Raw genomic sequence first — 12,563 nt, forward strand, 5'->3', positions numbered from 1 at the left:
TTATCTAACTTTCAACGTAACTATGGTCAAAATCGCCAGGATAATCGACAGAATAACAAACCGCGTCACGATCTTCGATTCATGATATCCTTTCTTTTGGTAGTGGTGATGTAATGGCGACATCAAAAAGATACGTCTGCCCTCACCGTATTTCTTCTTCGTGAATTTGAAATAAGACACCTGAAGAATCACCGATAGATTCTCGATTAAGAAAACCCCACATAATACCGGAATCAACAGCTCCTTACGGATCAAGATTGCAAAAGCCGCAATTATACCGCCGATGGCCAAACTTCCTGTATCGCCCATGAACACCTGCGCAGGATAAGCATTGTACCAAAGGAAGCCTGTACATGCACCGATAAAAGCACCAGCAAAAATTACCAGCTCACTCGAGTTCGGGATATACATGATATTCAGGTAATCCGAGAAAATGATGTTACCGGATACATAGGCTAAAATCGCCAGGGTAATCCCCATAATTGCCGAGGTTCCCGTCGCTAGCCCATCTATCCCGTCCGTTATATTGGCACCGTTCGAAACCGCCGTAACAATAAAGACCACGACTACCAAGAAAACCATAAAAGTGACCCAAGGGTTATTCACGCCCAAAAAGTCTAAGACTTTCGAATAGTCAAACTCATTATTCTTATAAAAAGGAATATTCGTCTTGGTCGACTTTACATTTTCTGCATATATCTTTTCGCCTGTTGAGGGGTTGATAACCACTTCAACTGGTTTGGAAGAAGTCGGGTTGGTCACTTGCTGACGAACCACGATGTCCGGATGGAAGTACATTGTAATCGCAATCAAAACTCCTAAACCAATCTGACCGATCACTTTAAAACGGCCCGCTAATCCTTCTTTATTCTTACGGAATACTTTGATGTAATCATCTAAGAATCCAATGGCACCCATCCATACGGTTGTGATGATCATTAAGATGACATAGATATTATCCAGCTTCGCGAACAGTAAGGTTGGAATCAGGATACCAGCGATAATGATCAATCCACCCATCGTTGGTGTTCCTTGCTTCTTCTTCTCGCCTTCCAAACCTAAATCGCGAATTGTTTCGCCTACTTGCTTCTGATGAAGCAAACGAATCAAACGACTACCGAATACCGTCGTAATAATTAACGAAACAATAACTGCCATGGCCGTCCGGAATGAGATATACTGGAACAATCCAGCTCCCGGAATATGAACATGTTCATTAAGCCAAGTAAATAAATAATATAACATCCTCTCTAATTGATCTCGTTAAATATATTTTCTAATTCCTCACGGTCGTCAAAGTGATTCTTCACGCCATTGATCTCTTGATATTTCTCGTGTCCTTTGCCCGCAACGAGGATAACATCTCCCGGTTGTGCTAAGTGAACCGCCGCGCGAATTGCTTCTCTTCGGTCGGTTATCGAGAATACATTTTTCTTCTTCTCCGCCGGTAAGCCCGCTTCCATATCTCTGATAATCTGTACCGGATCTTCCGAACGTGGATTATCCGATGTCAAAATCACCTTGTCGCTCATTCGAGCAGCAACTTCCGCCATCTCCGGGCGCTTTGTTTTATCGCGATCGCCCCCACAGCCTAATACCGTCAATACCTGTTGACCTTGCTTTCTCAAATCAAGAATCGTCTCCAGTACATTCTCTACTGCATCCGGTGTATGTGCATAATCCACGATAGCCACAATCCCATTGTTCGAACGAACGGTTTCAAAACGTCCCTCTGCACCAGAAATCTCGCTCAAAGCCGTTAGAACCTTCATGGTTTCTTGTTCCAATAAAATGGCAGCACCGTAAACCGCTAACAAGTTGTAGGCATTGAAATGCCCAACCAACTTCACCCATAGCTCCTGGCTGTCAATCTGCAACAACATGCCATCTAAATGACTCTCCAAAATCTTAGCCTTGAAATCAGCCATCTGATGCAGACCGTAAGTTTTACGATGTGCAAATGTATTTTGAAGCATCACGACGCCATTCTTATCATCGATGTTGGTCAATGCGAAAGCATAGCGATCTAAGTCGTCAAAGAATTTCTTCTTTGCCTTAATATAGTTGGCAAAAGTGCCGTGAAAATCTAAGTGATCGTGCGTGATATTTGTGAAAATTCCACCCGCAAAGCGCAATCCTGCAATACGTTGTTGAACAACCGCATGCGAACTCACCTCCATGAAACAATAGTCGCAGCCATCATCCAGCATCTCGCGCAATAATGCGTTCAGAGAGATAGGATCTGGTGTGGTATGTGTAGCAGGAACAATGCGATCGCCGATCTGATTTTGAACCGTTGATAACAAGCCTACATGATAACCCAGCTTCGTGAACAGGTTGAACAACAAAGTTGCCACCGTCGTCTTGCCATTCGTACCTGTAACCCCAACTAATTTTAAATCTTTGGACGGGTTGCCATAAAAATTCGCCGCAAAAACGCCTAATGCAAAGGAAGAATCATCAACCAATATATAAGTTACTCCTTCGGCAATTTCCGCAGGATATTCTTCCAATAACACTACACTTGCGCCTAACTCAACAGCCTTTGCGATAAACAAATGACCATCGGTTTGATGCCCTCGAACTGCTACAAAAGCTGAACCTGCCTGTGCTTTTCTTGAGTCCAGACATACCGAAGTCACCGCTGTATCGAGCGAGCCTTGGTAATCCTTTACCGGGATAGCATGTAACAATTCTTTTAACAACATATTAGTGTAATTCAATTAACACCTTAGTACCCGACTTCAAACGCTGTCCGGCAGCTAATGATTGATTAAAAACTTTTCCTTTTCCACGTACAGTGGTCTTGAAGCCTGCATTCTCCATCGCAAAGATGGCATCTACCAAGCCCATACCTTTGACATCCGGAACAACACCTTCTTTAAACTCTGCGCTCGTAAATGGCAGGGCATTCGTGCTGTTCGCTCCTGAATCCGATTGCACGATCGCATTCCAATTCACGGATTGAATACCCAACAGCTGGTAAACCTTTGCGGTAGCATCCTTCGAACCTTTCAATGTATATGGAACTTTAGTCCCTTTGAAATTTACTTGGCGCTTATCTAATGTACTATGCAACGACAGGTCGTTCGCATAAACCATGTCCGCTAACTCGCGAAACACCGGACCGGCAACAGACCCTCCGTAATAACCATTTCTAGGGTTTCGGATAACGACGATCATCGAGTACTTCGGATTTTCCGCAGGGAAATAACCCACGAAGGATGATTGATAGCGACGAGCGCCATATCCTCTCGATCCGTCTGCCATCTGTGCAGTACCTGTTTTACCTGCCGAACTGTACAAAGGGCTACGCAAGCGCTTACCTGTTCCTTCTGTCATCACCCCTTCCATCATCTTCTGCATCTTGCGGATAGCATCTTCTGAAGCCATTTGTTTATTGATAACGCGAGCATCAAACTTGCGCACCGTATTCCCCAAATGTTGAATTTCCTTAACAAACAAAGGAGCTAATAAACGTCCATTGTTCGCTACACCATTCACCAATGTCAAAGTCTGTAACGGAGTCAATTTTAATTCGTAACCATAAGCCATCTGCACCAAAGACAACTTGCTCCATGAGCGGCTATCCGGCATCTTAACCCAAGGCTTGCCTTCTCCAGGAATCTGCAAGCCTAGTGGATCATTTAAGCCCCACTTATGCAGTTTACCAGTATATTTTGCAGGGTTGCTACCATAATGCTGATTAATCAACTTGGCAACACCCACATTCGATGACTCTTCGAACGCTTCTTTTGCGGTTACTCTAGATTTCTTCGGCGGATGCGAATCGCGAATCGTATGGCTCGGCACTTTGTAGGTACCATTGCCAATATCAACAATCGTATTCGTGTCGATAACCCCATCATCCAAAGCCACTAAGTAAGATGCAATCTTAAATGTTGAGCCTGGATCCGCACCTTGCGCGATCGCATAGTTAAATTTTTCTCTATAAACGCCTTCAGTATCACGTGTGAAATTGGCAATCGCACGAACTTCACCGGTATTCACTTCCATTAGGATCACACAGCCGTTATCCGCATTGCTTTGGATCAATTGTTTCTCCAATGCGCGCTGCGCCATATCCTGCATGTTAACATCGATGGTCGCGATAATATCCGAACCGTCGGTCGGAGCAACTTCCATCTCTCTGTTCACCGGTATCCAAACACCACCTGCAATACGCTGCATTAATTGTACACCACTACGTCCTTCGATATAATCTCCGAATGCACCCTCTAAGCCCACACGAACGGTATCGCCTTTGGTATTTTTATAACCTATGGTACGAGCCGCAAGATTAGTAAACGGCAAAATGCGCTTGTTCTCGCGCACCGCTATCAAACTACTGGAATAGCGTTTCTTATTTTCTTTAAACCCTTTTAATAAAGGAAATTGCTTCAATGCCTTTAACTGTTGATGCGAGACCGCTCGCTTAATCAACATGTAGCGCTGTTTCTTGGCACGCGCTTCTTTCAGTTGACCCAAGTATTGTCTAGACGACTTATCACCGAAGAATTTCGCCAATTGAATAGCCAAAGAGTCGACACGAGCATTGAATACATCGTTCTCCTCTGCAGGAATCGCCATTGCATCAAATCGAATGTCGTATTCAGGTACTGAGGTCGCTAATAAGCTGCCGTCGTTTGAATAAATATTTCCACGAGCCGCTTCAACAACACGCTCGCGAATAGTCAAACTATCAGCGATTGCTCTCCAACGGTCACCATCCACATACTGTAAATGCAAGAGCTTTCCGAAAACCAATAGGGCACCAAATACCATTAGCCCGAACGCCAGGTACACCCTAATCAATATGGATTTCCTAATATTCATGTAATGGTTCTTGTATTTACTGTTTAACTTCTTTTACTACTTGCAATTTGATCGGCGGTTCGGTTCTTTCCTTCAGACCTAGTGTATCCGCACGTTTCGCTATTTCTGTCTGCGTCGTCAATTTCATCAACTCCGCATTCAACGATTTATAATCCCAACTCAACTCTTTCACCTCTTTCCCTAGGCGGTCGATTCGACGAACCGTGTTCTCCGCAAGGTGTCGGTTTGATATGTAAAGCAAACCCAACAAGGCCAAAAAAGCCACGAACGGTAGGTTCTTGGCAACGAGATAAGTAGAGAGCTTCTTTTGGGAGAAAATGGACTTCAGGAAATCTTCCGTCTCTTCAACCTTTTCTTCCAAGGCATCAGACATCTCCTCTTGCACTTCCTCGCTTAGCTCTTTATTTTTTATCGTATTCCTCGCCATTCGCTAGTCTTTGCTTCAATTACACCTTTTCTGCTATACGCAATTTCGCACTGCGCGCCCTGTTGTTTCTCGCCAACTCCTCTTCATTTGCCACAATAGCCTTCCGGCTGATTACTTTAAATGGTTTGATTTCATTCCCGAAAAAGTCCTTCTCCACCTCTCCTTTGAACTTACCCTTCGCCATGAAATTCTTAACCAATCTATCTTCTAAAGAATGGTAAGACATCACCACCAATCGTCCGGACTCTTTCAAAACCCCAACCGTCTGCTCCAAGAACTCCTGCAGGGCTTCTAACTCTTTATTTACCTCGATACGTAAAGCTTGAAATACCTGTGCATGGTATTTATGTTCTTTACCTTTCGGAACTAATTTCTTGATCACCTCTTTTAGCTCAGCAACCGTATTGATCTCTTGATTTAAGCGAGCAGTAACGATTGTCTTTGCCAAAGTCTTTGCATTGATGATTTCACCATACATCCCGAAGATGCGATGCAAATCTTCTTCGGCGTAGGTACGCAATACCTTGCGCGCATCTAAGTCCGAAACCTGATCCATCCGCATATCCAAATCCGCATCAAAGCGAATGGAAAAACCGCGGTCAGCATCATCGAACTGATGTGAGGAAACGCCTAAATCAGCTAAGATGCCATCAACAGAACGAATCCCCTCTAAACGCAAATAATTTTTTAAGAACCTAAAGTTTTGATGTATCAACGTAAAACGAGGATCATCCAAAGCATTCTTAACAGCATCCGGATCCTGATCGAACGCGATCAAACGACCCTTTGGCCCTAAGTGTTTCAATATTTCTTTTGAATGCCCACCTCCACCGAAGGTCACATCCACATAAATCCCGTCTGGTTTTATAGCAAGTGCATCAATACACTCTTGAAGCATCACTGGTACGTGGTAGCCGATTTCGTTACTCATTCTCCAACCCTCCGAAATCAAATCCACCCATAACGTCTTCCGCTAAAGCAGCAAAATCATCACCCATATCTGCATCCATAATCGCATCGTATTCTGCTTTCGACCACACTTCAATCTTATCAAACTGACATGCCAGAACAACATCCGCTTGAATACCCGCGTATTCTAACAAACCCTTCGGCAACAACACACGGCCTGCAGAGTCCAAAGACAATTCCGTTGCACCACGCATAAATTGACGAATGAAGTTTCTGTTCTTCGCATTATATTGGTTCAGCTTCGACAGCTGCGCCATCTTCTTATTCCATTCATCTCTTGTGTAAATCACCAAATTCTTCTCAAAACCTCGGTTCACGACAAGCCCTTCCCTCTCCGCTTCCGGCAGCTGCCGTTTAAGCGAAGCTGGAACCACCATTCTTCCCTTGGTGTCTAGCTTACATTCGAATTCTCCGATTAATTGATTCATTCAGTATACGTCTACACTAATTTTAATGTAAAAGTAGACACTTTCCCCCACAATCTCCCACAATCCCCCACAAAAAAGTTTTCCACATCATGATACGACTACAAAAACAGCCTCTAACGCAACAAAATCAAAGGATTATATTGAATTACAATAAATTAAAAAATGTATCAAATCGATTGAAAACCATCGATTAAGGAAAGGATATTGGAGGCTTTTCCATAAAAAACTAAGGAAATAAGATCAAAGTGGTTGAAAGTGGGAGAAGAAAAGACAAGCTCAAGTCAATGCCATTCTAAACCCCTTTCAAACCCAATTCAAACCCCAATCAAACCCGCTCTGGAGCGGGTTTGATTGGGGTTTGAATTGGGTAGTATTTAGTAGTTAGTAGTTAGTAGTTAGACCTAGGGCGGTTATTAGGTTTTAGAGATTAGACTTTGTCTTGAACCAGGAAAGAAAGGATGTAATGATTGACAGGATATTTGGCATACAGTATTAACGGGTGGAGACATAATGGTCGCTATAGGTCTTTATACTAAGTACTAACTACTAAATCCTTCCTTTCTTGGTTCAAGACATCCCCCTTCCACAACCAAAAAAGCGCTCCTTCCTTCTACCTAAAATCCAATTCTTTATTTTAATATAAATCCGATAATTTTGTCCTTCTATAATAAAGACAGTAAATCATGCACAGAACACATACTTGTGGCGAACTAAGAATTGAAGATATTGGAAAAACCGTAACCTTAAGTGGTTGGGTTCAGAAATCACGCGACCTTGGAGGGATGACCTTCATTGACGTTCGTGATCGATATGGTATTACACAATTAACCTTTAACAGTGATGATGACGAGTCCCTTCGTAGCCGCGCACGCGAGCTAGGGAGAGAGTTTGTGATCAAAGCTACAGGAACTGTTATTGAGCGCTCAAGTAAGAACAGTAAAATCCCTACGGGAGAGATTGAAATTAAAGTGAGCAACTTGGAGATTCTAAACGAATCGAAGCTACCTCCATTCACTATTGAGGATGAAACGGATGGTGGTGATGATATCCGTATGAAGTATCGTTATTTGGATATTCGTAGAAATCCGGTTAAGAACAGCTTACTTTTCCGTCATAAAGTAACGCAAGAGGTTAGAAACTATTTATCGAACCTTGACTTCTGTGAGGTGGAGACCCCTTATTTAATTAAGTCTACTCCAGAGGGGGCGCGTGACTTTATCGTACCTTCACGTATGAACCCTGGGCAGTTCTATGCCTTACCACAATCGCCTCAAACATTCAAACAGTTATTGATGGTCGGTGGTATGGATAAGTACTTCCAAATCGTTAAGTGTTTCCGCGACGAGGATTTACGCGCAGACAGACAGCCGGAGTTTACACAGATCGACTGTGAGATGTCATTCGTAGAACAAGAAGACATCTTGAATATCTTCGAAGGCATGACTCGCCACTTATTGAAAACAATCCACGGAATAGAATTAGATCAATTCCCTAGAATGACATTCGACGAAGCGATGCGCACTTACGGAAACGACAAACCGGATATCCGTTTTGGAATGAAGTTCGGTGAGTTAAACGCCGTTGCTCAGCATAAAGAGTTTGCTATTTTCAACAATGCCGAACTTGTCGTTGGTATTGCTGTTCCAGAGGCAGCTTCTTATACTAGAAAACAGATTGATGAACTTATCGAATGGGTAAAACGCCCTCAAGTTGGTGCATCAGGAATGGTCTATGCAAAATACGAAGCTGATGGCAGCATAAAGTCTTCCGTAGATAAATTCTACGATCAGGCAGACTTGTTGAAATGGGCAGAAGCCACAGGCGCTAAACCTGGTGACTTGATCTTGATATTATCGGGTCCGGCAAATAAAACACGCGCGCAGTTATCTGCATTACGTATGGAATTAGGAAATCGCCTAGGCTTACGCAAGCCTGATGAATTTGCACCGCTATGGGTAATTGACTTCCCATTATTGGAGTGGGATGAAGAAAGCGGACGCTTCCACGCGATGCACCACCCATTCACCTCTCCAAAATTAGAGGATATGCCTTTATTAGACACCGATCCGGGAAAAGTACGTGCAAATGCATACGACTTAGTCCTAAATGGTAATGAAATTGGTGGTGGTTCCATCCGTATCCATGATAAAGAAATGCAAGCCTTGATGTTTAAGCATTTAGGATTCACGGAAGAGCAAGCACAAGATCAATTTGGATTCCTGATGAATGCCTTCCAATATGGTGCTCCTCCGCACGGCGGATTAGCATTCGGACTTGACCGTTTAACAGCAATTCTTGGTGGACAGGAGACAATTCGTGACTTTATCGCATTCCCGAAAAATAATTCTGGACGTGACGTGATGATCGATGCTCCTGCGACAATTGCTTTAGAACAGCTAGATGAGTTGAATATTGCGTTAAAACCTCTAACAAAATAATAGGAATCGGTTTTTCCACATCCACTCATTAACGGATAAATTATTATCTTTATAAAAGTTGACCATATCCCGGTCAACTTTTATTTTTGTATACATCGCACACAATACCCTATGGCAGCATCAGTAGCAGACAAATTCCTTCAGGACAGTAAGACGAAATCGTTCGATTTGCGCCATCGGCAGATTATCAATACGAATATTGATAAGTATAATGTGGCTTTTGAGCGTGGCAAATCGAAATTTCATGACCTGGAGAATTCGAAACAGAAGGCTAATCTGATCAAATGGAAGGTGATCGAAAATCTGGATCGATATTTATTGGATTTCGAGTCTAATTTCACGAAGAACGGCGGCCATGTGATCTGGGCGAATGATGCGGAAGAAGCAAGACAGGAGATTGCGAAGATTATCGAACAGCACAACGCGAAGTCGGTCATCAAATCCAAATCGATGGCGACGGAGGAGATTGAACTGAATCACTTTCTTGCCAAGAAAAATATCGAAACCATTGAAAGCGATTTAGGTGAATTCATTATTCAACTATTAGATCAAAAGCCTTATCATTTCGTTACTCCTGCTATGCACCTTAGTTTGGAAGATATTGCCAAGCTATTCCATGAGCGTTTCGAGACACCCATGGAAGCGACAGCGGAGGAATTGACCATGAAGGCGCGTGAGATATTACGCGAGAAATATACGACTGCAGATATTGGTATCAGCGGTGCGAATTTTTTAGTTGCAGACTCAGGAAGTATCGCCATCACAGAAAACGAAGGGAATGCGCGTCTGACGACCTCCTTTCCGAAAGTTCATATTGCGGTTGTCGGCATTGAGAAGGTTATTCCCAGTATGGCCGACCTGGATTTGTTCTGGCCGCTCCTCGCCTCCCACGGAACCGGACAAAACCTAACGGTTTACAACACCCTCCTAAGCGGGCCTCGCAAGGCCTCCGAAACGGACGGTCCGGAAGAAATGTATGTAATCCTATTAGACAATGGACGCAGCAATGTATTAGAACAAAAAGACCAACGTCAAGGACTATACTGCATCCGTTGCGGCGCCTGTCTTAATGTTTGCCCTATCTATCAAAATATTGGCGGTCATACCTATGAAACGACCTATCAAGGACCTATTGGCTCTTTGATTTCTCCACACCTGAATGGCATGAAAGAGTTTAAGCACTTGAGTTATGCCTCTTCGCTATGTGGAAAATGTACGGAAGTATGCCCAGTAGGCATTGATATTCAAAAAATGCTCTTGTTGAATCGTCGCGACTCGGTTCAGGAGAATCTAACGACCGGTGCGGAGAAGAAAGCATGGGGCCTGTTTACCTGGGCTATTCAGAAGCGCAAGATCATCGATTTCTTCGGCGGTAAAACCAAAAACTTCTTTATCAAGAATTTCTTTAGAAAGGCATGGGGAGAAAATAGAGAACTCCCTAAGATTGCGGAGAAATCTTTCTCTCAGCAATATAAGGAAATGCAGAAAAAGAAGTAATCAAAAGTTTATCTGGACGCCAATGCGTAGAGCCCTTTCATTGAAGGGCTCCGAAAAGAAATTCTTTACGCATTGTTATAGAATCCTAAATCTTATACCTATCGCTTGTCCAAGACCGCAGCATTTTCTGCCATGCGAATAAATTCTGCTCTGTAGCCCTCATCATCTTTTCCTTTGGCAGCTTTTGCACGAGCCACTAAATTGTTATAACTTGATTCTTGCTTATAGTCTGAATTACGCAGCAACATTCCCAATTCGGCTACTGCTGTCGCAAATCTAAAGTCTTCGCTCATTTGATCCATGCTCGCCATTTTGTTGGATACAACGACCTGTTGCAATTTACTCTTATCACTTTCCGGTTCTTTATAGCGGAATTTCACAGTTGCCAACTCTCCATTTAATGTACCTTGGTTTGCTTTCTTATTGTCTTGATATTTCAAGGCATCGACTGTACCGATGATGCTGCTCTTTACGCCTACTGGCACAATTTCATAGATCGCCGTCACGCTATGTCCTACACCCATATCGCCACCTAACTTGGCGTCGTTATTGAAATCATCCGCAGCGAGCAAGCGGTTCTCATAACCTACTAAGCGATATGCTTGTACATAAGCTGGATTAAATTCGATCTGAATTTTAACATCCTTGGCAACGGTAAACAATGTTCCTCCAAACTCGGTAACCATTGCTTTGCGCGCTTCGGAGATATTATCGATATAGGCATAATTCCCATGTCCTTTATTCGCCAACAATTCCATCTTACTATCCTTTAAGTTACCCATTCCAAAACCTAACACCGTCAAATGCACACCACTTTCACGTTCTTTGCTGATGAGTTTTTCCATATCGTCGTCGCTTGATGCACCGACATTAAAATCGCCATCCGATGCTAGGATGATACGGTTATTTCCGTTCTTCATGAAGTTTTGGCGGGCGATATCGTACGCTTTACGAATACCAGCACCCCCAGCTGTGCTACCTCCTGATACCAATTCGTCGATCGCTTCTTTGATCTTCATCTTCTGACTGCCTGAAGTGCTTTCCAATTTTACTCCGGCACTACCTGCGTAAGTAACGATGGCAACCCGGTCTTGATCGCGTAATTGATCCACTAATAATTTCAAAGAGGATTTTACGAGTGGCAGTTTATTCGCTGCATACATGGATCCGGAAACATCGATTAAGAAAACGAAATTTGATGCTGGCAGTTGTGCCGATGGAATATCCTTCGCCTTCAAGGCTATGCGAAGGAGCTGATGTTCTTTGTTCCACGGGGAAACACCCAATTCGGTGTAAATTCTCACGGGATCACCATTCGTAGGCGCTTTAAGATCATATTGGAAATAGTTGATCATTTCCTCTACGCGTACTGCATCACGATCAGGCAGGTTGCCTGCATTGATCATCCGACGAACATTGCTATATGATGCCGCATCCACGTCGGCCGCAAAAGTTGATAGCGGGTCTTTTAAAGGTGATTTAAAAGCATTCTCATCAATATTTTTATAAGTTTCAGCATCCTCAGCCATTGGCATTCGTCCAAGTATAATGCCTCGCGAAGCACTTGCTACTTCATAACCAACCGTGTTCATCTTAGGGCTACCCTTTACTCCTGTTACAACAATTTCCTCTAAGACCTGATTTTCTGCTTGTAAAGCGATATTGATTACTGTCTTTTTTCCAACTTTAACGGTCTGGGTTTGAAAAGCGATGAAGCTGAATACTAATTTATCCCCATCAGCCGCTTTAATTGAATACTTCCCGTCTTGCCCTGTGTGTGTACTTCTATATTTACCTAAGACTGAGACCTCTACCCCTTGCAAAGGGAGATTCGACCCGCGATCTGTCACTTGCCCGGTGACAACCTTTTCCTGCGCATGAGCTCCGCCTACTAAAGCGAAAAACACCATCAAAATGCTGAGTATACTTTTCATGATTCTAATTTTTTGTAGAGGGATGCAGATATGT

The 12,563-nt window shown here is 43.3% G+C and carries 9 protein-coding genes; 2 read left to right on the forward strand and 7 right to left on the reverse strand.

Annotated elements, in window-relative coordinates:
• Genes mraY through mraZ form a run of 6 tightly spaced genes read right to left on the reverse strand, consistent with a single transcriptional unit; the run spans nt 1 to nt 6,660 of the window.
• The gene (gene mraY, locus QYC40_RS13955; RefSeq protein WP_301990739.1) at nt 1–1,245 is read right to left on the reverse strand and encodes a phospho-N-acetylmuramoyl-pentapeptide-transferase; all 1,245 of its coding nucleotides are present in this window, start codon (nt 1,243–1,245) and stop codon (nt 1–3) included.
• A gap of 5 nt (nt 1,246–1,250) precedes the next feature.
• Nucleotides 1,251–2,708: a UDP-N-acetylmuramoyl-L-alanyl-D-glutamate--2,6-diaminopimelate ligase gene (locus QYC40_RS13960; protein WP_301990740.1), complete on the reverse strand. Its 1,458-nt coding sequence runs from the start codon at nt 2,706–2,708 to the stop codon at nt 1,251–1,253.
• 1 nt (nt 2,709) lies between these two features.
• Entirely contained in the window at nt 2,710–4,836 is a 2,127-nt protein-coding gene (locus QYC40_RS13965) for a penicillin-binding protein (RefSeq protein WP_301990741.1), read from the reverse strand.
• A gap of 16 nt (nt 4,837–4,852) precedes the next feature.
• The gene (locus QYC40_RS13970; protein WP_149525095.1) at nt 4,853–5,263 is read right to left on the reverse strand and encodes an FtsL-like putative cell division protein; all 411 of its coding nucleotides are present in this window, start codon (nt 5,261–5,263) and stop codon (nt 4,853–4,855) included.
• 19 nt (nt 5,264–5,282) lie between these two features.
• A complete protein-coding gene (rsmH, locus tag QYC40_RS13975; protein ID WP_301990742.1) occupies nt 5,283–6,194 on the reverse strand; it encodes a 16S rRNA (cytosine(1402)-N(4))-methyltransferase RsmH in 912 nt (303 codons plus the stop codon).
• Nucleotides 6,187–6,660 (reverse strand): division/cell wall cluster transcriptional repressor MraZ, encoded by a 474-nt coding sequence (mraZ, locus tag QYC40_RS13980; protein ID WP_301990743.1) that lies wholly within the window; start codon nt 6,658–6,660, stop codon nt 6,187–6,189. The genes rsmH and mraZ overlap by 8 nt, the downstream gene beginning before the upstream one ends.
• A gap of 683 nt (nt 6,661–7,343) precedes the next feature.
• Here mraZ and aspS point away from each other — a divergent pair.
• Nucleotides 7,344–9,098 (forward strand): aspartate--tRNA ligase, encoded by a 1,755-nt coding sequence (gene aspS / locus QYC40_RS13985; protein ID WP_301990744.1) that lies wholly within the window; start codon nt 7,344–7,346, stop codon nt 9,096–9,098.
• Nucleotides 9,099–9,209: 111 nt separating this feature from the next.
• Nucleotides 9,210–10,595 carry a LutB/LldF family L-lactate oxidation iron-sulfur protein gene (locus tag QYC40_RS13990; RefSeq protein WP_301990745.1) on the forward strand — a complete coding sequence of 462 codons (1,386 nt, stop codon included), beginning with the start codon at nt 9,210–9,212 and terminating at the stop codon, nt 10,593–10,595.
• A 98-nt stretch (nt 10,596–10,693) separates the two neighbouring features.
• On the opposite strand, the gene QYC40_RS13995 is transcribed toward QYC40_RS13990, so the two are convergent.
• Entirely contained in the window at nt 10,694–12,529 is a 1,836-nt protein-coding gene (locus tag QYC40_RS13995; RefSeq protein WP_301990746.1) for a von Willebrand factor type A domain-containing protein, read from the reverse strand.
• Between the last annotated feature and the right edge of the window lie 34 nt (nt 12,530–12,563).

The sequence above is a fragment of the Sphingobacterium sp. BN32 genome (genome assembly GCF_030503615.1).
Lineage (GTDB): Bacteria > Bacteroidota > Bacteroidia > Sphingobacteriales > Sphingobacteriaceae > Sphingobacterium.

Excerpts from the sequence above, each read along its gene's own strand:
- rsmH (WP_301990742.1), bottom strand. The coding sequence starts at position 6,194 with ATGAGTAACGAAATCGGCTACCACGTACCAGTGATGCTTCAAGAGTGT.
- aspS (WP_301990744.1), top strand. The coding sequence starts at position 7,344 with ATGCACAGAACACATACTTGTGGCGAACTAAGAATTGAAGATATTGGA.
- mraZ (WP_301990743.1), bottom strand. The coding sequence starts at position 6,660 with ATGAATCAATTAATCGGAGAATTCGAATGTAAGCTAGACACCAAGGGA.
- QYC40_RS13965 (WP_301990741.1), bottom strand. The coding sequence starts at position 4,836 with ATGAATATTAGGAAATCCATATTGATTAGGGTGTACCTGGCGTTCGGG.
- QYC40_RS13990 (WP_301990745.1), top strand. The coding sequence starts at position 9,210 with ATGGCAGCATCAGTAGCAGACAAATTCCTTCAGGACAGTAAGACGAAA.
- QYC40_RS13970 (WP_149525095.1), bottom strand. The coding sequence starts at position 5,263 with ATGGCGAGGAATACGATAAAAAATAAAGAGCTAAGCGAGGAAGTGCAA.
- QYC40_RS13960 (WP_301990740.1), bottom strand. The coding sequence starts at position 2,708 with ATGTTGTTAAAAGAATTGTTACATGCTATCCCGGTAAAGGATTACCAA.
- QYC40_RS13995 (WP_301990746.1), bottom strand. The coding sequence starts at position 12,529 with ATGAAAAGTATACTCAGCATTTTGATGGTGTTTTTCGCTTTAGTAGGC.
- mraY (WP_301990739.1), bottom strand. The coding sequence starts at position 1,245 with ATGTTATATTATTTATTTACTTGGCTTAATGAACATGTTCATATTCCG.